The 22,395-nt window shown below is 70.3% G+C and carries 16 protein-coding genes and 2 pseudogenes; 11 read left to right on the forward strand and 7 right to left on the reverse strand.

What is annotated here, in order from left to right:
* Positions 1 to 129 precede the first annotated feature (129 nt).
* The 4 genes from ACZ5WE_RS34850 (at position 130) to ACZ5WE_RS34865 (ending at position 4,484) form a co-directional block, all read left to right on the forward strand.
* Positions 130 to 1,122: a PI-PLC domain-containing protein gene (locus tag ACZ5WE_RS34850; protein ID WP_467694378.1), complete on the forward strand. Its 993-nt coding sequence runs from the start codon at positions 130 to 132 to the stop codon at positions 1,120 to 1,122.
* 165 nt (positions 1,123 to 1,287) lie between these two features.
* Positions 1,288 to 2,256, forward strand: a complete 969-nt coding sequence (locus tag ACZ5WE_RS34855) for a DUF3500 domain-containing protein (protein WP_467694377.1) — start codon at positions 1,288 to 1,290, stop codon at positions 2,254 to 2,256.
* 36 nt (positions 2,257 to 2,292) lie between these two features.
* Positions 2,293 to 3,090 (forward strand): class I SAM-dependent methyltransferase, encoded by a 798-nt coding sequence (locus ACZ5WE_RS34860; protein ID WP_467694375.1) that lies wholly within the window; start codon positions 2,293 to 2,295, stop codon positions 3,088 to 3,090.
* Between the two features lie 98 nt (positions 3,091 to 3,188).
* Positions 3,189 to 4,484, forward strand: a complete 1,296-nt coding sequence (locus ACZ5WE_RS34865) for a lipase family protein (protein WP_467694373.1) — start codon at positions 3,189 to 3,191, stop codon at positions 4,482 to 4,484.
* A 191-nt stretch (positions 4,485 to 4,675) separates the two neighbouring features.
* On the opposite strand, the pseudogene ACZ5WE_RS34870 reads toward ACZ5WE_RS34865, so the two are convergent.
* Positions 4,676 to 5,308, reverse strand: a pseudogene (locus ACZ5WE_RS34870) (phosphoribosyltransferase); the annotation flags it as partial.
* Between the two features lie 182 nt (positions 5,309 to 5,490).
* Between ACZ5WE_RS34870 and ACZ5WE_RS34875 the strand changes: the two are divergent.
* A complete protein-coding gene (locus ACZ5WE_RS34875; protein ID WP_467694371.1) occupies positions 5,491 to 6,315 on the forward strand; it encodes an alpha/beta fold hydrolase in 825 nt (274 codons plus the stop codon).
* Positions 6,316 to 6,421: 106 nt separating this feature from the next.
* Here ACZ5WE_RS34875 and ACZ5WE_RS34880 read toward each other — a convergent pair whose 3' ends face one another.
* The 3 genes from ACZ5WE_RS34880 to ACZ5WE_RS34890 all read right to left on the reverse strand — a co-directional run bounded on the left by ACZ5WE_RS34880 (position 6,422) and on the right by ACZ5WE_RS34890 (position 11,632).
* Positions 6,422 to 9,436, reverse strand: coding sequence for a 3-keto-alpha-glucoside-1,2-lyase-like domain-containing protein (locus ACZ5WE_RS34880; protein WP_467694557.1), 3,015 nt, complete (start codon positions 9,434 to 9,436; stop codon positions 6,422 to 6,424).
* A 276-nt stretch (positions 9,437 to 9,712) separates the two neighbouring features.
* Entirely contained in the window at positions 9,713 to 10,540 is an 828-nt protein-coding gene (locus ACZ5WE_RS34885; protein ID WP_467694369.1) for an ABC transporter ATP-binding protein, read from the reverse strand.
* A gap of 141 nt (positions 10,541 to 10,681) precedes the next feature.
* Positions 10,682 to 11,632, reverse strand: coding sequence for an SDR family NAD(P)-dependent oxidoreductase (locus ACZ5WE_RS34890; protein WP_467694367.1), 951 nt, complete (start codon positions 11,630 to 11,632; stop codon positions 10,682 to 10,684).
* 157 nt (positions 11,633 to 11,789) lie between these two features.
* Between ACZ5WE_RS34890 and ACZ5WE_RS34895 the strand changes: the two genes are divergently transcribed.
* Entirely contained in the window at positions 11,790 to 12,404 is a 615-nt protein-coding gene (locus tag ACZ5WE_RS34895; RefSeq protein ID WP_467694366.1) for a class I SAM-dependent methyltransferase, read from the forward strand.
* Between the two features lie 160 nt (positions 12,405 to 12,564).
* Here the strand turns inward: ACZ5WE_RS34895 and ACZ5WE_RS34900 are convergent, their stop codons facing one another.
* Positions 12,565 to 13,518: a LysR family transcriptional regulator gene (locus ACZ5WE_RS34900; RefSeq protein ID WP_467694364.1), complete on the reverse strand. Its 954-nt coding sequence runs from the start codon at positions 13,516 to 13,518 to the stop codon at positions 12,565 to 12,567.
* 112 nt (positions 13,519 to 13,630) lie between these two features.
* Between ACZ5WE_RS34900 and ACZ5WE_RS34905 the strand changes: the two genes are divergently transcribed.
* From ACZ5WE_RS34905 to ACZ5WE_RS34920, 4 genes are all read left to right on the forward strand, one after another.
* Positions 13,631 to 14,524 (forward strand): NAD(P)H-binding protein, encoded by an 894-nt coding sequence (locus tag ACZ5WE_RS34905; protein ID WP_467694362.1) that lies wholly within the window; start codon positions 13,631 to 13,633, stop codon positions 14,522 to 14,524.
* Positions 14,525 to 14,653: 129 nt separating this feature from the next.
* Positions 14,654 to 15,040: a darcynin family protein gene (locus ACZ5WE_RS34910; RefSeq protein ID WP_467694555.1), complete on the forward strand. Its 387-nt coding sequence runs from the start codon at positions 14,654 to 14,656 to the stop codon at positions 15,038 to 15,040.
* A gap of 105 nt (positions 15,041 to 15,145) precedes the next feature.
* Positions 15,146 to 16,621, forward strand: a complete 1,476-nt coding sequence (locus tag ACZ5WE_RS34915; protein WP_467694361.1) for an FG-GAP and VCBS repeat-containing protein — start codon at positions 15,146 to 15,148, stop codon at positions 16,619 to 16,621.
* A 247-nt stretch (positions 16,622 to 16,868) separates the two neighbouring features.
* Positions 16,869 to 18,041 (forward strand): serine hydrolase domain-containing protein, encoded by a 1,173-nt coding sequence (locus ACZ5WE_RS34920; RefSeq protein WP_467694360.1) that lies wholly within the window; start codon positions 16,869 to 16,871, stop codon positions 18,039 to 18,041.
* A gap of 44 nt (positions 18,042 to 18,085) precedes the next feature.
* On the opposite strand, the pseudogene ACZ5WE_RS34925 reads toward ACZ5WE_RS34920, so the two are convergent.
* Positions 18,086 to 18,217: pseudogene (locus tag ACZ5WE_RS34925) on the reverse strand (GntR family transcriptional regulator); the annotation flags it as partial.
* Here ACZ5WE_RS34925 and ACZ5WE_RS34930 point away from each other — a divergent pair.
* Positions 18,164 to 18,682, forward strand: coding sequence for a family 20 glycosylhydrolase (locus tag ACZ5WE_RS34930; protein ID WP_467694553.1), 519 nt, complete (start codon positions 18,164 to 18,166; stop codon positions 18,680 to 18,682). The pseudogene ACZ5WE_RS34925 and the gene ACZ5WE_RS34930 overlap by 54 nt on opposite strands.
* A gap of 246 nt (positions 18,683 to 18,928) precedes the next feature.
* Here the strand turns inward: ACZ5WE_RS34930 and afsR are convergent, their stop codons facing one another.
* Complete coding sequence (gene afsR / locus ACZ5WE_RS34935; protein WP_467694551.1) at positions 18,929 to 21,934, reverse strand: SARP-family global regulator AfsR; 3,006 nt, start codon at positions 21,932 to 21,934, stop codon at positions 18,929 to 18,931.
* Positions 21,935 to 22,395: the final 461 nt, after the last annotated feature.

Below are 22,395 nucleotides of genomic sequence, written 5' to 3' on the forward strand. Positions count from 1 at the left end.
ACCCGTGGGTAACTTGACGTAGGGTCTGCAGTCGCGGGCAGTCGGCCCGCCCGGCTGTACGACAGGCAGCCACCGCACGGCAGACGGGCTTGTGCTCCACGTAGCCCGAAACAGAAAGGACCCGTCCTTATGGCCGCCCCACGCCGGCTTCGCGCCACGTTGCTCCCGCTGACTCTGATCGTCTCCGCAACCACCTTGGGCACCGGAGTCGCCACGGCCGTGGCAAAGGACGAGACCTCCAAGGCCGCACCGAGCGCCGCCGCGCAACGCCCCACCTGGGCCATCGCCCACCGGGTGCTGACCACAGGCGGGGTGGCCACCGCGCTCTCCAACGGGGCCAACGCGCTGGAGATCGACGCCACGGCCTGGCGCAAGGGCTGGTGGGCGGACCACGACGGCACCCTCACCAGCTCCGGCGACAGCATGTCGGCCATGTTCGACCAGGTCGCGAAGGAGCACGACGAAGGGCGTCACGTCTCGTTCGTCTGGCTGGACATGAAGAACCCCGACTGGTGTGACAGCAGTGATCCCGAGTGGCGCCACTGCTCCGTGGCCGAACTGCGGGACATGGCACGCGAGAAGCTGGAAAGCAGGGGCATCCGGGTGCTCTACGGCTTCTACGGCAAGGAGGGCGGCAGCGGTTGGAAGAACGCCCTCGGTGACCTGAACTCCAAGGAAGCGGTCAGCTTCAGCGGCACCTACGCTCAGGTCCGGGACGGCTTCGCCGAACACGGGCCGAATGTCCCCGGAAACCAGCGCGTGATGGACAACGGCCTGTTCAACATGGCGCTGAAGTTCGGCACCATCCGGCAGGAGCTCGAGGCCGGCAGGAATCCTCGGGACGCCGGAAGTCTCGCGCAGACCGTCGGCTGGACGGTGGGGAAGGGGGACGGGGAGCGTGCCGCCACCCTGCTCGAGGCCTCCGACGGGGGCGCCGCCGTGGACAGCCTGATCTACGGCAACCGGATGTCGTGCTACCCGGACGGCGTCAACGGCCCGAAGGGTTGCGGCACTGACGACAGCGGGGTGCGGGAGTCGCTCTCGTACATCACGGACTACGTGAAGGCCCACCCCGGCACCCGCCGCATGGCCACCCCGGCGGATGTCCCCTTCGGCAGCTGACGGCTGATCGCCCGGCGCTTCCGGACGGGTTGCTCCGCGGAGCCGGGCGTGCCGAGCCGGGATCCGGTGTCGCGTCGTCACCGGATGGCGCACCATGGGTCCCAGGGGAATGACATCGCCTTGCGTGCGCGCCGGTTCCGGCGCCGGGGGGGGGGAGGAGGAACGGTGGACGGACATCCAAGGGAGTCGGCGACCGCGGCCGTGCGGGAGGCGGTGCGGGCGCTGCTGCGCGTGCTGGAACCGGAGCAGGCGCGTGTGCTGCGCGCAGGGCCCGCCCGCCTGGATGCGCCCGAGCTACGGGAGTGGACGTACCTGCCGGGTTCGCGCCCCGGGTTGGCCACCGACGGCCTTGACGCTCGGCAGCGCGAGGCGGTCGACGCCGTGCTGGCCGCGGCGCACAGCGCGGCGGGGGCGGAGCTGGCCCGCGGCGCGATCGAAGTGGAGCGGCACCGCCGCGCCGCGGCCGGCGCGACGGGTGACGACCGCTACTGGGTGCGCTTGCTGGGAGATCCGGACGGCGGCGGTCCCTGGGGCTGGCGGATGAACGGCCACCACCTTGCCGTACACCTACTGATCACACCGGATGGCATCCGGGTGACGCCGCACTTCATCGGTGCGGAACCGGCGCGCATCGCGGACGGCCCGCAGGCCGGCCGCCGGTTGCTGGGGCCGGAGGAAGATCTGGCGCGGCAGCTGGTCACGGACCTGGACGTCGGCCGGCGGGCCAAAGCGATCTTCGCCGCCGCTCCGCCGGACGACATCCTGACCCGCGACGATCCCTTCGCCGATCCGGACCTGCTGCCGGCCGGCCTGACGTACGGCGACATGACTGCCGGTCAACAACGGCTGCTCGAACGCCTGGTGCGCCGCTATCTGGACCGTGCGCCCGCGGCGTATGCGCGGGAATGCTGGTCCGACGCCGTGGCGCGAGGGCTGGATGCTCTCTCGTTCGCCTGGGGCGGTGGCCGCGCGCCGGGCGACCGGCACTATTACTGCGTTCGGGCCCCGGACTTGCTCATCGAGTACGACAACACCCAGGACGACGGCAATCACGCCCACTCGGTCTGGCGGCACGTCCGCCACGACTGGGGTGCCGACCTGCTTCGCGCGCACTACACGGAGCAGCACACGTAAACGGAGCAGCACACGTAAACGGAGCAGCACGGGTACATGGACGGCATGTCTGATCGGGCACTGAGCTTCGGACCGATGGCGGAGGCGTACGAACGGTTCCGGCCGGGGTACCCCACGCAGCTTTTCGACACGGTGATGCAGTACGCGGGGCAGCAGCCGGTGCGGACCGCCCTCGAGATTGGCGCTGGGACAGGCAAAGCGACCCGCCTGTTCGCTCGACGGGGCATTGAGGTCACCGCGACGGAGCCCGACGGGGACATGCTTGCCGAGTTGCGCAAGCACGTTCCATCAAGCGTCCGGACGGTGCAAGCCGCGTTCGAGGACCTGCGGCCGGGCGAGAGCTTGCGACCGGGCGGAAGGTACGGGTTGGTGTACGCGGCAGCGGCGCTGCACTGGACGAAGCCGGAAGCTCGTTGGCCCCGCATGGCCGCGCTGCTGGAGCCGGGCGGCGTGTTCGCGTCGTTCGGTGGGCCGATCCAGCTGGCCGATCCAACCGTGAGGGAAGCTGTTCGCGCGGCGCGAGCACCGTTCCTGGAGAGCGACGAGATCCCGTCCCCGGACGGGACGCCTCCGGAGCAGGGCATGCAGTGGCCGGGCACGGAACTCCAACACTCCGAGCTGTTCACCGAAGTGCAACAGTCCATGATTCAGCGGCGCTTGACGATGAGTGCTCGCGAATATGTCGGCCAGCTCTCGACCATCTCGGCCTATTTGGTATTGCCCGCCCCGGAGCAGGTCCAGGTGTTGGGACGGATCGCGCGGGTTCTGCCGCAGACGGTCGAGATTGCCGCCGACATCACTGTCCATCTCGCCCGTCGGAGCCGTGAGCAGTAGTAACCGCCTTGGTTCCTGCACGTCTATGGCCGTATTACTGACGGGTCAGTACGGTGCTTGCCAACCCCCCTTGCCCACAGGAGAGTTGGGAGAGCCGCATGATGTCAGCCTTACGCAGACGACCGGTTGCCGCGGGTACCGTCCTCGCGGTGGCGGTGCTCGGGCTCCCCGGGTCCGCCGCCGCGCAGAGCACGAACGCGCTGGGCGGCGCCCCGGACGCGACGCCCTCGGCCCACTCCGCGGCGCAGACCGCCGGGAAGACCCCGAAGAAGCCGGGGGAGAGCCGGGGGAAGAAGCCGAGGAAGAAGCCGGGTGCGAAGGCCGCTCCTGGCAGGATCATCAGCTCGAAGCCGTCTTCGTTCCAGTACACCCCGGGCGTGCCGACCCCCACCAAGGCTTGGCAGATCACCTATCGGTCGACATCCGCCAACGGACGTGCCAACGCGGTCTCCGGCACCGTGATCGTTCCCGACGACGGGAGGGTCACCCCTCGCCCGCTGATCACGTACGCCGTCGGCACGGTCGGCCTCGGCGACAAGTGCGCGCCGTCCGCCGGATTCCCGGGTGGTACGACGGCCGAGGCGCCGCTCGTCAACGCCGCGCTGGTGCGTGGCTACGCCGTTGTCGTCACCGACTACGAAGGCCTCGGCACCCCTGGCGACCACACCTACATGGTCGCCAAGGCGCAGGGCAGCGCCGTCCTCGACGCGGCGCGCGCGGCCCAGCGGCACCCGGACGCGGCGAAGTACGGTGTCTCCGCGGACGCGCCCGTCGGGATCATGGGTTACTCCCAGGGCGGCGGCGCCAGCGCGAAGGCCGCCGAGATGGCCGCGACCTACGCTCCCGAGTTGAAGGTCAAGGGAACGGCGAGCGGCGGTGTCCCCGCCGATCTCGCCCAGGTCGCCGACTCGCTGGAGGGCGGGGACAGCGCCGGCTATCTGCTGATGTCCGCCGTCGGCCAGAACGCCGCCCACCCTGCGCTGGCTCTCAAGAAGTACCTCAACAAGGAGGGCCGCGAGCTTGCCGAAGTGGTCCGGAACGAGTGCGTCGGTACGGTCCTGGAGGCAGGGCGCGGCAAGACGATCGAGGACGTGACCACGTCCAACCCGCTGGACCGGCCGGACTGGCAGCGGGCCATCGCCAAGCAGCTGATCGGAACCAAGCGGCCGTCGGCACCGACGTTCGTGTACCACGGGGAGGCGGACGAGACGATCCCCTACGCGGTCGGGCGGAAGCTGCGGGCCGACTGGTGCGCGAAGGGGAACGCGGTGGAGTGGAAGTCCTTCCCCGGACAGTCCCATGTGGGAACGGCAATTCAGGGCAACGGTCCGGCACTTGAGTGGCTCGGGCGGCGCTTTGCCGACGAGCCGACGTCGGGCAACTGCGGTACCTGAGACGACGCCCGCACTCGTCCGTCCGCCACTGTCCATGGACGGTGGCGGACGGGGGTGCCGATGCCTTTCGGCGGACGCAAGGCCACCCTGCGCTCGCTAGCCGGCTAGCCGGCCTCGACTCACTCGTGACTCCTTGGACGGCCTTCCTCCGCACCATTTCCCACCTCCGGCGCGGAGTTGGACATCCAGCCGGCCGCGGCCCGTGCCAGGCGGGTGACCACTTCCTCGTCGGTGGTTTGCGTGAAGTTCTGATACCACTGGCCCACGGACCCGAACAGGGGCGGCTTGGACAGGCACACCACTTCGTCGGCCGCAGCGCGCAATCGGTCCACCACATCCGCCGGCGCCGTCGGCACGGCGAGCACGACACGGGCCGCTCCCTGTGCCCGTGCGACCCGGCACGCCGCCGCGGCCGTGGCGCCGGTCGCGACCCCGTCGTCCACCACCATCACCGTGCGGCCCTCGACCGCCACTCGGGGCCGACCGTCGCGGTAACGCCGCAGCCGGCGCAGCAGCTCCCGTGTCTCGGCTTCCTCGACCTTCGCGCGCTCCGCCGGCTTGATCCGGCAGTGGCGCACGATGTCGTTGCTGATGACCCGGATGCCGCCCTCGCCGATGGCGCCGAATCCCACTTCGGGCTGGTGGGGGACGCCGAGCTTGCGGACCACGATCACATCGAGCGGAGCGTTGAGCGCCCGGGCCACCTCAAAGGCCACCGGCACGCCACCCCTGGGCAGACCGAGGACGACCGGCTTTTCCTCCCGCAGGTGCCGCACAGCTTCGGCGAGGCGGCGCCCCGCGTCCACACGGTCGATGAACAGCACCTCGTTCACCCTCGTCCGTCTCAGGGGTCCCACGTCGCATCCCTGTCTTCCCTGTCCCTCCGTATCTTCGGGATAACTCCGTTCGTCGCATTTTGCAAACGGCCACGAGCGCGGCGCGGATGACCACCCGCCGTGAGGCGTACCGTTGCCCGGGGCAATCGAGATCAAGAGGGAGGCCAAGGGTGGGATGGACACTGGGCGAGGAGTTCGAGACGCCTCAGGGGATGGTGCGGTGGAGCGTTCTCGGCAGCGGCGACCCCGTCGTGCTGGTGCACGGCACCCCGTACTCCTCCTTTCTCTGGCGGGACATCGCACCGGCGCTCGCCCGTACCCGCAAGGTCTTCGTCTTCGACCATCTCGGCTTCGGCCAGTCCGACCAGCGTGAGGGCCAGGACCTCAGCCTGGCCGCTCACGCGCGGAACTTCGCGCGGCTCCTCGACCACTGGGAACTGTCCTGTCCCAGCGTCGTCGCCCACGACATCGGCGGGGCCGTGGCGCTTCGGACCCTGTTGCTGGAGGAGAGGGCTTACCGGGACCTGACGCTCTTCGACGCGGTGAGCGGCGGTGAGTGGGAGCGCGGGCTTTTCCAGCTCATCCTGGAGCACGCGGACGTCTTCAAGGAACTTCCGGATTACGCTCACGAAGCGCTGGTGGCCGGCCATCTGCGGCACGCGACGCACGTCGGCTTCCGGCCGGGAGTCCTGGACGCGTTCCTCGCACCGTGGCGAGGGGCCGAAGGGCAGGCCGCGTTCTACCGTCAGTACAGCCAGATCAGGCAGGAGGACACGGCCGCGTACGAGCACCTGCTGGGCGGGATGTCGCTGCCGGTACGTCTCATCTGGGGCCGCGAGGACCGCATCCTTCCCCCGAAGTACGCCACTTGGCTGCACGAGCGCATCCCGCACTCCGAGCTGCACTGGATCGAGGGGGCGGGCCATCTGCTCCAGGAGGACGCACCGGGGCAACTGTCGGCCTACCTCACCGCTGGGTTCCCCTCGGACGAATAGGGGCTGCGGGAGCACGGGGCCGCGCGGAGGCTGCCCACCGGCACACTGCCGGGCCCGCCCTTGGAATGGTGGGTGGGCCCGGCAGATGTGGGTCCAGTGCGTTGGTTCAGTTGGCGGGTTGGATCCAGATGTTGCGGAAGCGGACCTTGTTGCCGTGGTCCTGGAGGCGGATGGCGCCCGCGGCCGCGGATTCGGCGTCTCCTGCTCCGGTGGGGCCGTCGACGGCCACGTTGTCGTGGACCTTCTTGCCGTTCCACACCACGGTGATTCTGGCGTCGGCGGTCTTCTTGCCGTCCGCGTCGAAGCGGGCCGCGCGGAAGGTGATGTCGTAGGTCTGCCAGGTTTCGGGCTCCGTGGCGGCGTTGTGGTCGGCGGCCTTCTTGTTGTAGATGGAGGCGGCTTCGTTCGCGGCGAGTTTCTCTACTCCGTAGGAGTCCAGGATCTGGATCTCGTAGCGTTCCTGGAGATAGATTCCGCTGTTGCCGCGGTCCTGTCCGGTGACGTCGTCGGGGAGTTTGGGCACGCGGAACTCGGCGTGCAGGGTGAAGTCGTCGAAGGCCTGTTTGGTGCGGATGTCGCCGCAGCACACCTCGATCGACTTGTCGGCGGTGTGGGGCCATTGAGGGCTGAGTCCGTCGGGGTGCTGCCAGGCGGTGGAGGTGCTGCCACCGGAGAAGAGGTCGATGCGGCTGCCGGGCCGACGTACTTCGACCATGTCGAGGTTGACGTGGCCGGTGTCTTTCGGCCCGTAGGTGTAGGTGAGTGTGTTGCGGCCCTTGCGCAGGTCGAGTTGTTCAGTCTTGGTCGACCAGCGTTTCCACGTCTCCGTGGAGGGCAGATGCGTCTGGCGCGCGGGTCCGCCGTTCACACGCACGCTGACGGTTTTGGTGCCGGGCGCGGGATGCGGGCCGTTGGCGTAGCGCAGGCCCACCGCGTAAGTGCCCTTGGACGGGGCCTGGATGTCGAAGGTGGCGGTGGCGCCGGGTTCGCTGAAACCGTCGACGAAGCCGCTGCCGGTGAAGCCGGCGTGCTCGGTGTCGATGTCCGCGCCCCCGGACAGCCGCGCCGACTCGGCGTCGTAGGAGATGACCGGCTCGTCGTGGCCGGGGCGTGCGTTCAGGGTGTACCAGGCCTCGGTGGACCACAGTTGCTCGTCGTCGGCCGAGGAGAACGGACGCGGTGAGCGTACGTGCACCACGCGGTCGCTCTTGAGTCCGGGGATGGTCAGCTGAACGGTCCGCCGGTCGTCGGAGATGTCGGCCTTGGTGACGGGCAGGGACTCCTCGTCGACCTTGGGGCCGCCGTAGGCGGGGGTGGGGGCGTATCGCCACTGCTCGACGGAGTAGGCCCCGCTGGTCAGCTTCTCGACCGTCTTGTCCGACAACGGCTTGGTGTAGGTGAGCTTGAAGCCGTCGCTGGTGGCGCGCATCGTCTTGATGTCGAAGGCGGTCTTGCCGTTCGGGGTGAGCTTCTGCAGGCCGAAGCGGAGCTTGCCCTCCTGGCCCCAGTTGCCGTCCGCGCCAAGGCCTCCGGTGTAGATCGCCCCGTCCGGACCGGTGGAGATGCGGGAGATGCCGGCCTCAAGGCCCTGCGTGTGGCGGAACACCGCGCCCTGGAACTCGCCGTTGACCTTCTCCAGGTCGGCGCGCTGCAGTCCACCGTACGTGACGTCGCCGAACATCAACTGACCGGCGAACGTACCCTTCTCGACCGTCATGGGGGTGCTGGGGGAGTTGGCGATCTCGTTCTGCGGCAGCCACAGCACCGGCTTGGTGACGCTCTTGTCGTCGAACGGCCCGTCCGGGTTCGTGTAGTGGTTGAAGAACCGGTCCTGCTTGACGTGCATCAGTTTCGATGCGGGCAGCCAGCCGCCCTGGTTGTCGGTGACGAACAGCTCCCCACCGGGGCCGCGGCCGATGCCGTTGGGGGTGCGCAGGCCGCCGGCCAGGTAACTGACCTTTCCGGTCGCCTTGTTCACCTTGATCGTGGTGCCGCGGTTGGGGGCGGGCTGCGGATCGGTCGTCGCGCCGCCGTAGTTGATGGCGACGGACAGGTTCAGGTAGAAGTCGCCCTTCTCGTAGAGCAGCCCGAAGGCGAACTCGTGGAAGTTTCCGCCGTAGGGCCACTCGGCGATCTTCCGCCGCTCGCTCGGGTCGTTGTCGCCCTCCAGGTCGGCGAGTTCGGTCAGCTGGTGTTTCTCCGAGACATACAGCTTCCCGTCCACGTACTTGACGCCCATCGGCTCCTTGAGCCCGTCGGCGATCTTCTCGTAGGTGACCTTGTCCGGCCCGGTGTCGCCGGTGACGTTGTCCAGGACGTACACCTGGCCCTTGGTCTCCTGGCTGCCGCCCCAGGTGGTCACGGCGAGTCGGCCGTCGGGCAGCCAGTCCATCGCGGAGACCTGCGGCTCGAATCCCTTGGGGCGCAGATCGGTCAGCGTGTAGCCGGGGTTGACCGACGTCAGGGGGAGGCCGTCGCCCGGGGTGTCGTAGCTGCCCTCGCACTCCTTGCGGCCCGGGGCGGTTACCCGGACCACGTCGGCATCCGTACTGAGCACGGAGTTCGGTACGAGGGTGAAGGCGTCGGCGCCGGGCGGCTTCCACTGCAGGGTGACCTGCTGATCGTTGCTCCGGTCGAAGTGGTCGATGCGCAGCGGATGGTAGCCCGGGGTGAGGGTGATCTCGCCGTCCTTGGGCTCGGCCCCGTGCAGTCCGTCGTGGTCGATGACCTTCTTCCCGCCGATGAACAGGCGGGAGCCGTCGTCACTGATCAGACGGAAGGTGTACGCGCCGTCGGCGGGGATGTTGATGTTGCCGATGATCTGCGACACGAAGTTGTCGCTGAACCCGAAGCCCTCCGTGGAGGACCAGTCGACGGCGGGGATCAGCTTGTCGACGTTGGGGGTCTGGGCGGGCTTGAGGTCACAGATCTTGCTCAGCGGGGACTGGACGTCGAACACCCGCAGCGTGACCCCGGGTTCCTGCGGCGGCAGGTCGGCGAAGGGCTTGTCGGCGGCGCCGGCGGCCGGCGCGGTGACAGCGCCGCCGGCGGCCATGAGCAGCCCCAGGAGGATCCCGGCGGCTCTGCGCGGTCTCAGACGGGTGCGGGTGCGGGGGCGGATACGGCGGGGGCGCGGGGGGTGCTCGTGTGGCGTCACTCGGTCTCCTGCTGGGCGCTGTGAGGCGGCCCGGGCCGCCGGAGCCCGTGTCCGCGGAGGGAGGTGATGCACATGCCGGTGGTGCGGGTCGCGGCGTAACGCGTAACGCCGCGCCGTGCGCAGACTTGTGTACGAGAGCGACGCCCAGCGTACGAAGCGGGCCTCGCATCGTCCATACTTTGTCCTCAACAAGGAGAAACTGGCGCGGAGTTGGCGTCGTTCAACTTGCCCATCGCGGTCTCAGCGCCGGCGGCCCGAGCGTGCGTACCAGCGGCCGTCGTGGCGAGTGACGTGAATAGGGCGTCCGAAGCAGGACGTCATGTTGTCCGGTGTGAGGACGTGGTCGGCCGGGCCGGATGCCAGCCTGCGCCCTTCCTTGAGGAGGAAGGCATGAGTGGTGCTGGGCGGCAGTTCCTCCAAGTGATGGGTGATGGTGGCGGTGGCGAGGCCGGGCCGGTCGGCGGCCAGTCGGTGCAGCGCGTCCACGAGGTCCTCGCGGGAGGGCAGGTCAAGGGCGTTGAAGGGCTCGTCGAGGAGGAGCAGAGAGGGGTCGGCCATCAAGGCACGGCTGATGAGGATGCGGGAGCGCTGGCCACCCGAGCAGTCGCCGAAACGACGGTCGGCGAGTTCCTTGCACCCCAGCTCGGCGAGCAGGGCGTGGGCGCGCTCGCGCGTCGCGGTGGCGTACGTCCTCCACAGCGGCTGCACGGTCCCGGACGCTCCGGTGAGGACGACGGTGTGGGCGGTGGCGTCGAGCGGGACTTTCTGGGCGGCACAGACCAGGCCGATGTGGGCCCGCAGTTCGCGCATGTCGACCCGGCCGAGGCGGTGACCGAGAACCTCGACAGTGCCGTTCGTGGGGTACATGACCGCCCCGATGAGCCGGAGCAGGGTGGTCTTGCCTGCTCCGTTGGGACCGAGTAGCGCCCAGTGCTCGCCGGGCCGGACGGTCCAGTTGATGCCGTCGAGGATGACTTCCTGCCCCGTGGTGCGGCGGTGGACGGCCACATCCGTCAAGGCGACGACGGCACGCGGTTCCTGGGCTTCGTTCACAGCGGCTGGGGGCACCTGGGCAGGGTAGTGCGTCGTCCAGCAGCTTTCCCGGGGTTCCGGCGCCGGGTCCTGGTCCCGGGTTCCGGTCCCCTTCGGGGCCGTCACCGTGGTCGCCGCCCTGCCGGCCTGCCCCTTCCGCTCCTGCCGCTCGCCCGCCTACCGAATGCCGAGGTGCGGGTCGGTGCCGGCCAGCTCGGCGCTGGCGGCCCACAGGCGAGCGGCGACGGCCGGGTCGGCCATATGAGAGGGGACCGGCTCGAGCCGTGGCAGGCCACGCAGGCCGAAGACCCTCGGCCCCCACAACTGCCCTCCCCGCACCTCGGGGTCGAGGACGGCACGGACGACGGGCCATGCTCCGGCGTCCTTGCCCTGCACCAGGAGCCCGGCGGGCAGGGCTCGCAGCCGCTCGCCGGAGGTGGTCACGCGTATCGACGGGCGGGACGGGGTGAGGGAGTCCAGCGCGCCGCCGGGGTGGGCCACCACACTGAGCACGGTGCTGCCGACGGTACGCAGGCGGCGATCGAGTTCGAAGCCGAAGGACATCTGCGCCAGCTTCGACCGGCCGTAGGTGCGCTTGGGCCGGTAGTCCCGGGACGACTGCAGATCGCCCAGGTCCAGTCGCTCGGACCGCGCCGCGAAGCTTCCCACGGTCACCACGCGGCCGGCCGGCGCGGCGGACAGCAGCGGGGCCAGCCACTGGGTGAGTGCGAAGTGGCCGAGGTGGTTGGTGGCGAACATCAGCTCGTGGCCGTCGTCGGTCTCGCGACGCGGCGGGTCGTCGAAAGCGACCCCTGCGTTGTAGACCACCGCGTCGAGATGATCGAGGTCCAGCCCGGCCACGGCGGTCTTCAGGGACGACGGGTCGGCGAGGTCCAGCTGGAGGTGCCGCAGCCGCGCTTCGGGGACGCGCGAGCGGATCGAGGCCATGGCGGCGTCGGCTCTCGCGGCGCTCCGGCTGCCGAGTACGACGACGGCGCCGGTGGCGGCGAGCTGCTCCGCGGTGAAGTAGCCGATCCCGGCGTTGCCGCCGGTGATCAGGAGGTTCCTGCCCTCGGCGGACGGCAGTCGGTGGACGTCCCATGGCCGCCTCTGGGATGCGGAAGACACGATGACAGGCTCCTTGCGCTCTGGACCGGCGTGCTCGTGCAGAGCACCAGTCCGTCCACGATGGCAACCCGCACCGACATACCGCCGACGGATCACCCTCACCGCCGACAGGCTTCCGACACTCCTCCAAGAGTCCTGCTCACCTACCCTGTCCCTCATGAGTCGTTGGGAAGAGCTGACCGGTGGGACGTCCGGAGAGGACTACGCCGCCCGGTTCGCGGCCCTGGCCGGCAGCGGCAAGGACATGCACGGTGAGGCACGGTTGTGCGCCGCGCTGGTGCCCGCCGGGGCGCGGGTGCTGGACGCAGGGTGCGGGACCGGCCGGGTCATGATCAGGCTGGCGGAGCTCGGGTACGACTGTGTCGGGGTCGACCTTGACGCTTCCATGCTCGCCGTGGCGCGCAGGCAGGCGCCGCAACTGCCCTGGATCCAGGCGGACCTGGCCACGTTCGACCCGGCCGAGCTTCACGTGGGGGCGGGCTTCGACCTGGTGGTCGCCGCCGGCAACATCTTCCCGCTCCTTGCCTCGGGTACCGAGGCCGCGGTGGTCGCTCGCTTGGCCGCGACCTTGCGCCCGGGCGGCCTCTTGGTCGCCGGATTCGGCCTGGACGAAGCGCACCTGCCGGTGCCGCCCGCCATCACCCTGCCCGAGTACGACGCCTACTGCGCCGCGGCCCGCCTCACCTTCGTCGACCGCTTCGCGACGTGGGACGCCCACCCCTACGAGGGCGGCGGCTATGCCGTCAGTGTCCATCGGGTGCACCGCGGTTGACGAACACGACGGTTCATCGCGCGCCCGAGCGGTGCCCGCCGTCGTGATCCACCCTGTGTGCGGAGACTCCTTGGGGCCAGGGGTGGTTGCTCACTGAAGCGAAGGCCGCCGCGCCTGCCACGCCGCCTGCCCGAGCGCGGCCGTCCCGCAGCCGGGAGTCTCAGACACGTGAGGGAGTCGAGGTTTCCGGTGCGCGCAGTGTGCGGCGGACCGCGTCGCGGAGCCAGTGGTGGGCTCCGTCGGCGGCCTGGCGGGGGTGCCAGGCCATGCCGATGGTCAGGGGCGGCAGAGGCAGGGGGATGTCGAGGAGGCGCAGGCCGAGGGCGGTGGCGTCGGTGGTGAGGGGTGAGGGAGTCGCGCCGGGGAGCGCCGCGGGGACCAGGCAGACGATGTCGCTGCGGGCGGCGAGGGCCATGGCGGCCAGATGGCTGGGGAGGACGACCGTGACCCGCCGATGCAGGTCGTGCTCGGCCAGAGCGGTGTCGAGGGGGCCGGTGAACCGGCCGCGGCGGCTCACCGCGACATGGTCGGCGGCGGCGAGCCGGGCGGGGGTCAGGGGTTGTTCGGTGAGGGGGTGACCGGGCCGGACGGCCGCCACCATCCGCAGGGTGAGCAGCTCTTCGACCTGGGTCTCGGGATCGACGTGGTCGATGGAGCCGATCTCCAGATCGATCCGGCCCTCGCGGAGGGCCGGCCCAGCCTCCAACTCCTCGGCCCTGAACCGCAAGGAGATCCCCGGCGCCTCTTGCCGGGTCAGTCGCAGCAAGCCGAAGGCCAGTGCCGCACCGACCAGGTCGGCGGCCTGCAGGGTGAAAGTGCTGCGCAAGGTGGCGGGGTCGACAGCGGCGGTCGGGGTGAGCAGTGCTCCCAGGCTGCGCACCACCGCAGCGGCCTCCTCACGCAGGGCCTGGGCGCGCGGGGTGGGGACCATGGTCTGCCCTGCCCGGACCAGGAGGGGGTCTTGGAGGATACGGCGCAGGCGGGCGAGGGTGCGGCTCATGGCTGCCGGCGAGGTGTGCAGGCGGGCGGCGGCCCGCGTGACGCTCTGCTCGGTCAGCAGCGCGTCGAGTGCGACGGCGAGGTTGGCGTCGATGACCGGATCGGAGCTGTTCACCAGGGCAATTCCATTTCAGGCAATGATTGCGTGCCGAAGTTCCTATTGTGGCATCACTGCGGCCTCAGCAGGATGAAGGGCGTACCGATCCGGCGCGACCCACGAGGTTTTCATGATCGTCATCACTGCTCCCACGGGGAACATCGGCCGCCACCTGCTGCCGCTGCTCCTTCAGACCGCCCCCGCCCAAGGCGAGGAACTGCGGGTGATCGCACGCGACCCGGCCCGGCTCCCTGACGCGGTGCGCGAACGCGTCGAGGTGGTCGTCGGCTCGCACGGCGACACCGCGGTCCTCGACCGGGCCCTCGACGGCGCGGACGCCGTCTTCTGGCTCGTCCCCCCGGACTCCTCTCTGCCCCCGGTGGACGCCTACAGCGGCTTCTCCCGCCCCGCCGTCAAGGCGCTCGCAGCCCACGGTGTCGGGCACGTCGTCGGCGTCTCCGCGCTCGGGCGCGGCACTCCGGTCGCCGACCGCGCCGGACTCGTCACCGCCTCCCTCGCCATGGACGACGTCATCGCGCAAACCGGCGTCGCCTACCGGGCCCTGGCCAACCCCTCCTTCTTCGAGAACCTCCTGGAGGAGGCCGACTCGATCCGCGAGAAGGGCGTCTTCACCGATGCCGTCGCCGCCGACCGCAAGGCGCCCCTCGTCGCCGTCGCCGACATCGCCGCCGTCGCCGCACGCCTGCTGCTCGACCGCTCCTGGACCGGCACGGACAACGTCCCCGTCCTCGGGCCGCAGGACCTTTCACCCAACGACCTGGCCCGCATCATGACCGAGCAGTTGGGCCGCCCCGTCCGCTACGCGCGTCAGTCGCTGGAGGACCTGCGCAGCACCCTCGTCGGCTACGGCCTCAACGCAGCGTTCGTACAAGGCATCGTCGACATGAAGCAGGCCAAGGACGACGGCCTCGACGCAGGCGTTACCCGTACCGCGGACACCGCGTCTCCCACCACCTTCGCGCAGTGGTGTGCCCACACCCTCAAGCCCGCCGTCCTGTCCTGACCCGCACCCGCCGGCGCGCATCACGCATCAGTGACATCCGTGGCGCCCAAAACATCGACTCCACCTGCCAGTTGGGAAGGACCCGCCATGCCCACCGAGGAAGCCGCCATGCCCACCGAGGAAGCCGCCATGCCCACCGAGGAAGCCGCCATGCCCACCGAGGAAGCCACAGCGACGGTGACCGCTTTCCTGCTCGTCAAGACCACACCTGAATGGCTTGCCATGACCGTCCAGGAACGGGTGGACGCCTTCACCACCCAGGTCGTCCCCGCGATCGAGGCCAAGACCACCGGCGTCCGCTCACGCTTCTACGACACCGAGTTCTACTCCGCACGCGTCACCGACGTCTGGGTCTGGGAAGCAGACAGTCACCACGCCTACCAGCTCCTCATCGACGCGCTGCGAGAAACCCCCTTCTGGGACCGCTACTTCGAGGTCGTCGACCTGCTCGTCGGCACCGAGAACGGCTACGCCCGCGCCTACGGCCTCGACCCCGTAGCCACCATCGCCACCTGATAAGCCGCCCGCTCCGCACAACCCTCAGCCGTCTCCACGTGTCTCGAAGGTGAATCACATCCGCGCGCACGCGTCTCGACGTCGCTCGCGCTCAAGGAGGACACCGTGGGCATCCGCCGACCCGCCATATCGACCGCCGTAGCCGCCGCCCTGATCGGGTCGCTCGGCGTTCCGATCGTCGCGGGCGCCGCGTCCGCGAAGGACGGCGCCGCCACCGTGCGCGAGGACTTCGATGGTGACGGCTACCAGGACGTCGCCGTCGCCGCCCCTGGAGCGAAGGTCGGTGGCCATGCTCGAGCCGGTTACATCACTGTCAGCTACGGCTCGGCGCACGGCCTCGACCCCGCGCGCACCACGGTCATCACCCAGGACACCCCCGGCGTGCCGGGCACCTCCGGCGACGGTCAGGTCTTCGGTTACGCGATGATCTCCCGCGACCTGGACGGCGACGGCCTGACCGACCTGGCGGTGGTCGCCCGCGATTACCGGCCCGAGAACAACGTCAACGGATCGGTGATCGTCCTGTGGGGACGAGAGGCCGGCATCTCAGGCCAGGGCGCCGTCCGCGTCGGCGCACCGGCCAATGCCCAGGTCGGCGACGACATCACCGCGGGCGACTTCGACGGTGACGGGCACGCGGACCTGTTCATGGGCAACGGCGAGGACTACGACTACCACGCCGTGCTCTACGGCCCCTTCGGCCGGGGCGGCGCCCCCGCCCGCGAGCAGCAGGTGAAGGTCTACAGCACCGACAACTCCATCAACTCGACAGCCGCGGGCGACTTCAACGGCGACGGCATCCAGGACCTCGCGACCTTCTACGTCTACGAGAACCACGCCGAGGGCGGCAAACTGTGGCTCGGCACCGAGGCCGGCCTGTCCACCGTCCCCCAGCGCCTGCCCTCCTCGTCCAGTACCGCGGTCGCCGACTTCGACCACGACGGCCACGCCGACCTCGCCACCCGGATCTTCCCGGGCGGCGACACCGAGGGCACAGAGGAGGACCCAGGCACCGTCAAGATCTACTACGGTTCGCCGTCCGGCCCCGGCCAGACCCGCACGCAGACGATCACGCAGAGCACGGCGGGCGTGCCCGGGGCGAGCGAGAAGGGCGACCAGTTCGGCGGACGGCTGAGCGCGGGGGACGTGAACGGCGACGGATACCCCGACCTGGCCGTCGGCGTACCGGGCGAGGCGATCGGCTCGAAGGCGAAAGCGGGTGCTGTCGTGCTGCTCAACGGCGGCAAGGACGGGCTCAGTGGCAAGGGCGCGCAGGCGTTCCACCAGGACACGGCCGGCGTGCCGGGAGTCGCGGAGTCCGGCGACCTGTTCGGCGGGTCGCTGCGCGTGCTCGACGTGACGGGGGAGAGCAAGGCGGACTTGGTCGCGGGTGCGCCCGGGGAGAACCTGGACGCCGTCGTGAACGGCGGCGCGGCGTGGATGCTGCGCGGCACCGCCTCGGGAGCGACGGCCTCGCAGTCGGTCGCGTACAACCCGGTGGACATCGGGGCACCGGCGGGGCAGGCGCTGTTCGGCGCGAACCTGAGCGGGGACAACGGCCCCGGCACGGTGATTCCGTAGAGGAAGCGACACGCTCCTGGGGGCGGGACGGACGGATGCCGTCACTCATTGAGGTGCAGTACGGCCGCGTCACGCAGGTCTTTGAGCAGTGGTTTGTTTCTGTACATCCTGTTATGGGATGAATCGGAAGGAGCCCTGGTGAGAAGCACGTTGATGCTGGAAGACCTGTGGGCCCGGAAGATCAGGCGGCCTGTCGGCAACTGGTCGTTCTGACGTCCCACCGCGCTCACGCCTCAGGAGTCCTTCCGTGCCCCTTCCCAGCCTTCCGCGGGTCCGCCTGCCCCTGGTCGCCCTGCTGTCCGCTGCCTGCATGGCGGGCCTTGTGCAGGCCCCGGCCCAGGCCGCGGACGTCCCCGCCGACGACCACCGCTCACTGCGACGGCAGTTGCAGGAGCTGACCACCGCGCCCGGCGGCCCGCCCGGAGCGATCGCTGTCCTCAAGCGCGGATCCCGTACCGAGGTCTACCGCGCCGGGGTCGCCAAGACCGGCACCGGTCGGCCGGTCAAGGCCACCGACCACATGCGCATCGCCAGCACGGCCAAGGCGTACAGCGGCGCGGTCGCCCTCCAGCTCGTCGACCGCGGGAAGCTGCGGCTGAACGACACCATCGGCAAGGTGCTTCCCCGGCTGCCGCGCGCATGGCACCGGGTCACGCTGCGGCAGCTCCTGAACCACACCAGCGGACTGCCGGACTTCAGCGCGGACCCGAGATTCCTGGCCCTGGTGACCGAGAACCCGCGCCGTCACTTCGACTCCCGTCGGCTGCTGGACTTCGTCGCCGACGAGCCGTTGGTGTTCCGTCCGGGGTCCCGGTACACCTACTCCAACTCCGACAACATCGCCGTGGCGCTGATGGCGGAGACGGTGACGGGCCGCCCCTACGAGCATCTGCTCGCCGAGCTCGTGTACCACCCGTTGGGCCTGCGCAGCACCAGCCTGCCGCCGGGCTACCGGATGCCCAGGCCGTACATGCACGGCTACGACGTCAGCCCGCCGAACCCGCCCGAGGACCTCAGCGAGGTACTGAGCGCGTCGGGCGTGTGGGCGTCCGGCGGGATCATCTCGACACCGAAGGACATGACGGCCTTCATCCGCGGCTATGCCGGCGGAAAGCTGATCTCCGACCGGACCCGTCATCAGCAGCTGAAGTGGGTGAACGGCGCATCCGAACCCGCGGGTCCCGGCAGGAACAAAGCGGGTCTGGCCATCTTCCGGTACACCACCCGCTGCGGTGTGGTGTACGGCCACACGGGCAACTTCCCCGGCTACACGCAGCTGATCGCAGCCACCCCCGACGGCAAGCGGTCGCTGACCGTCTCCCTCACCACGCAGGTCAACAAGACGAACAAGCCGAAACTGCTGAAGCGACTGCGGACCGTGGAGGAGAACTTCGTCTGCGCACTGCTGCGCAAGCGGTAGGCAGTTTGCACCCCCGGGGGAGGGGGCAGGGGGGGCGATCCCGTTCAGATGGCCTGTACGTCGCCGCGGGTCGAGGAGGCGACCGTGTCCCGGTGGGCGAAGTCGCCGGGTGGGATGCCGGGATGGTGGCTGGGCAGTTGCTCCGGCGCGAGCGCATCGAGGCCGAGGGTCTTTCGGGGCCGGGCGAGTTACGAGGGTGGCTGCTCGGCCGGATCGGCGCCCATCTCCTGGAGCGCGGGCGTGTCCCGACCGCGTGGGCCGAGACGGGGGAGAGCCTGACGCCCGAGTTCACCGTCATGACCTGGCGCGACCCCGAGCACACCCGTATCGCCCTCAAACGGGGCCATGACGTGGTCAGCGGCCCCCACAGTGCCACCTACCTCGACTACGCCCAGTCCGCGTCCCCCACCGAACCGCCCGCCCAGCCCGGCACCGTGGTCGATCTACGGACCGTCCATGACCACGACCCGCCCGACGACCCCACTTCGGGCGGCGAACCCCTCGGCGTACAAGCCCAGTTGTGGACCGAGTTCGCCCCACCGCCGCGCACGTCGACTACCTGGCCTTCCCCCGGCTCGCGGCGCTCGCCGACCGCGCATGGCACGGCGCCTCCCCCTGGCCCCTGGCACGCGCACGCCTGATCGCGCACGGCAACCGGCTCGCCGCGCTCGGCGTGCGCCACGGTCCGTTCGACCCGTACGCCCCCGTCCCCCACCGTTTCGGAGAGGAACCGAGATGAGTCCTGCACGAAAGCCCTCCCGCTCCAAGGTGGCCGCGTACCGCAGCGCGGGTACCGTCTTCGAGGACACGGTCCCCTCTTCATGAGGTGAAGGGCAGTCACGGACGACCGGTGCCGCACACCCGCAGCACCGTGCGGGCGCCACCGGTCACGGCCGTTCCGGTCCGCCCGCCCACCGGGTCGTGTCCGCCTCGTGGAGGTGGGCAGCCGCCTGCCGGCGCAACGCCACCGTCTCGTCCGTCGCCGCGGAGCCGAGCCGGTCGAACAGGGACAGTGCCTCCTCCCAGCAGGCGCGGGCCCGGTCCGTGTGCCCGATGGCGTTGAGCGCGCGGCCAAGGAGCGTGAGGACAGCGGCGCGGTGACCGGCTCTGCCGGGCCCTGTCAGCAGGGAGAGCGCCAGCTCCGCGTCGGCCGCGGCGGGCGCGAACCGGCCACCGGCCATGTGCACCTCGGCCAGGCGGAAGAGGGTCTGCCCCTCCCAGGTACGGTCGTGCCGACCCCTGAACACCGGCAGGGCCAGCCGGAGTTCGGCCTCGGCATCGTCGTACCGTTCGATCTCGGTGAGGGCCAGGCCGAGTACGTAGCGGGTGTGGGCGCCGCGCGAGCTGAGCCCCAGTCCGTCATGGATGGAGAGACCCAGCCGGGCGAATTCGACGGCACTCGCGGGGTCGCCCATGTTCAGGTGCACGCGGGCCAGATTGGCCAGGGCGTCGGCCTCGCCGGTCCGGTTTCCGAGTACCCGGAAGGCGCCGATGGCCTGCTGCAAGTATCTTTCCGCGGCGGCCTGGCGACCCTCGTGCAGCGCGATGATCCCGAGGTGGTTGGTGGCCCACCAGCGAGGCAGCGGATCGTCGGTCCGGTCGGTGAGCCGAAGGGCGAGCCGTGCCTCCTTGCTCGCCTTCTCCAAGCGGCCGGTGAGGAGCAGTACACCGGCCAGCGCCGTCCTGGCCCGGCCTTCGGCCCGGACGTCCCCGGCGTCATGGGCGGCGGCACACACCGCTTCGGCCACGGACTCGTACAGCCGGGGATTGGCCCCGGACTCGGCGAGCTCCTTGGCTGCGAGGAGCAAGTCGACGCTGCGGCCCAGGGAGCCCGGGGCCAGGGACTGCAGGACGCAGGCGAGGACACCGCCGGACTCGGAGTGCAGCCAGTTCCGGGCGTCGGCCTCGTCACCGAAGGTCAGTCCCGCGTCGCGCGTGGACGCGAAGTGCTCGACCATGGTGTCGCCCGGGTGAGCCAGCGCGTATGCCTTGGACGCGGACGAGAGATAGAAGTCGAGGAGGCGGGAGAGCGAAGCGTCCCGCTGGCTCGGCGGCAACTCGTCGCGCTCAGCGCACGCACGCGCGTACAAGCGCACGAGGTCGTGGTAGCGGTAGCGGCCCGGTGCCGCCGACTCCAGCAAGGAGGTGTCGACGAGCGATTCCAACAGGTCTTCCGTCGTCTCCAGCGGCAGGTCGAGCATCGCTGCCGCCGAGGCCAACGAGGTGTCCGGGCCGTCGGCCAGTCCCAGAAGCCGGAACGCCCGCGCCTGCGCGGGCTCGAGCGCCCCGTAGTCCAACTCGAAGGTCGCCTTCACCGCGAGGTCGCCCGCCTGGAGCTCGTCGAGCCGCCGCCGCTTGTCGGCCAGTTTGGCGGCGAGCACGGAGACCGTCCAGGTCCTGCGGGCGGCCAGACGGGAAGCCGCGATCCTGATGGCCAGGGGCAGGAATCCGCAGGCCGCGACCACGTCGAGCGCCGCGCGCCGTTCCGGGTCGACTCGCTCCGGGCCCACGATCCGGGTGAAGAGCAGCAGTGCCTCGTCGGGGGACATCACGTCCAGGTCGACCAGGTGGGCCGCGGGCAGGTCCACCATGCGGACCCGCGAGGTGATCAGCGCCGCGCACCTGCCGAAGCCCGGGAGCAGTGGCCTGATGTGCGCCACGTCCCGCGCGTTGTCCAGGATCACGAGGATGCGGCGGTCGGCGAGGACGGAGCGGTACAGCGCTTGGCGCTCCTCCAGCGTGTCCGGAATCGCCGAGTCAGGGGTGCCCAGGGCCCGCAGGAACGCCCCGAGGACGGATTCCGGGTCGGCCGCTCGCGCCCCGGTGCCCTGCAGATCCACGTAGAGCTGCCCGTCCCGGAACGAGGTGCGGAGGCTGTGGGCCACCTGGACGGCCAGCGTCGTCTTGCCCGCCCCGCCGATACCGGCGAGCGCCGAGACCGTCATGCCCCGGCCCTCGGTGGAGGACAACGCCTCGATGAGTTCGGCGACGAGGGCGGCCTTGCCGGTGAAGTCGGGCACGGTCGCGGGCAGTTGATTCGGGCGAACCGCCACCGTGGCGGACTCCCGGGCGGGCGCCGCGGGCCCGGCCAGGTCCGCGTCGGATCGCAGGATGCGCATCTGGAGCTCGCGCAGTGCGGGACGCGGGTCGACGCCCAGTTCCTCGGCGAGCAGGCGCCGGGTGTCGGCGTACACGGCGAGGGCCTCCGCCTGGCGACCGCCGCGGTAGAGAGCCAGCATCAGCAGTTCCCGCAGCCGCTCCCGCAGCGGATACCGCGCCGTCAGAGCGGTGAGCTCCGAGATCGCCTCGCCGTGGCCACCCAGCTCGAGTTCCAGGTCCGTGCGCGTTTCCAGGAGCTGCAACCGCCACTCCTCCAGCCGTGTGCGCTGTGGGTGTGCGTAGGGACGGGGAACATTGGCGAGCGGCTCGCCGTCCCACAGCGACAACGCCGTGTCGAGCAGTGAACTGGCCCCCCTGCGATCACCTGCCGCGCGCGCCTTCAAGGCGTCGGTCCACAGCTGCTCGGCCACCGCGAGGTCGAGGTCCTTGGCGGGCGAGTGAAGCCGGATCGCGTAACCACCCGAGACGCTCGCGAGCACTCCGGGGGGAAACGCCTTGCGCAGGCGCGAGGCGTAGGTGCGCACCGCCGCCAGCGCCTGCGAGGGGGGTTCGTCACCCCAGATCGCGTCGATCAGCTCGGCCGCGGTGGCCACCCGCCCGTCACGCAGCAACAAAGCCGCCAGCAGTGCTCGTTGCTGCGGGGAGCCGGTGGGCAGCTGTTCCGATCCGAGCCAGGCCCTCACCGGGCCGAGCACGGAAAAGCGCACCGTTTCGGCGGCGTGTCCGCGCTCGGGCGCTCTGGGCGGCTCGACATGGCGTGGACGCTCCCGCATCGCGGGGGCGGGTGGCGGCGTGGCTTGCTGCTCGGCGGCCTTGACCATGGTCCGGGCGTCTTCGACCCTTTGCGGGGGCCCAAGGGCCACAGCCGCCTCGAACTCGGTGCCGGTGAGCGTGCGCAGCGAGGACAGCGACTGCCGATGGTGGGTGCCGAGCGTCGCCGAGGTCTTCTGGGCCACGACGGCCAGGACGTCGGCCGCCCGCTCCATCCGCTCGCGCGCGCCGACCGAGCGAGCCGACTCGAATTCGGCCGACGCCAGCGCCACCACCGCTGACAGGGACTTCGGATGGTTCTCGCCGAGGAGACGCACCAACTGGCGTACGTCGTGCTCCAGTTCACCGAGCAGATCGTCTGACTCGGCGATCGCGCCCTGCTGGCGTACTCCCTCGACGAGAATCGTGAGTGCCAGGATCCGCACGTTGAGCAGGGCCTCGGGCCCCTCGTCGTCGGTCACTG

The sequence above is a fragment of the Streptomyces sp. NPDC033180 genome, from assembly GCF_055577645.1.

Coding starts and splice junctions, on each gene's coding strand:
- ACZ5WE_RS34930 (WP_467694553.1), top strand. CDS start 18,164: ATGGTGGCTGGGCAGTTGCTCCGGCGCGAGCGCATCGAGGCCGAGGGT.
- ACZ5WE_RS34865 (WP_467694373.1), top strand. CDS start 3,189: ATGATGTCAGCCTTACGCAGACGACCGGTTGCCGCGGGTACCGTCCTC.
- afsR (WP_467694551.1), bottom strand. CDS start 21,934: ATGCGGGAGCGTCCACGCCATGTCGAGCCGCCCAGAGCGCCCGAGCGC.
- ACZ5WE_RS34860 (WP_467694375.1), top strand. CDS start 2,293: ATGGACGGCATGTCTGATCGGGCACTGAGCTTCGGACCGATGGCGGAG.
- ACZ5WE_RS34850 (WP_467694378.1), top strand. CDS start 130: ATGGCCGCCCCACGCCGGCTTCGCGCCACGTTGCTCCCGCTGACTCTG.
- ACZ5WE_RS34895 (WP_467694366.1), top strand. CDS start 11,790: ATGAGTCGTTGGGAAGAGCTGACCGGTGGGACGTCCGGAGAGGACTAC.
- ACZ5WE_RS34910 (WP_467694555.1), top strand. CDS start 14,654: ATGCCCACCGAGGAAGCCGCCATGCCCACCGAGGAAGCCACAGCGACG.
- ACZ5WE_RS34905 (WP_467694362.1), top strand. CDS start 13,631: ATGATCGTCATCACTGCTCCCACGGGGAACATCGGCCGCCACCTGCTG.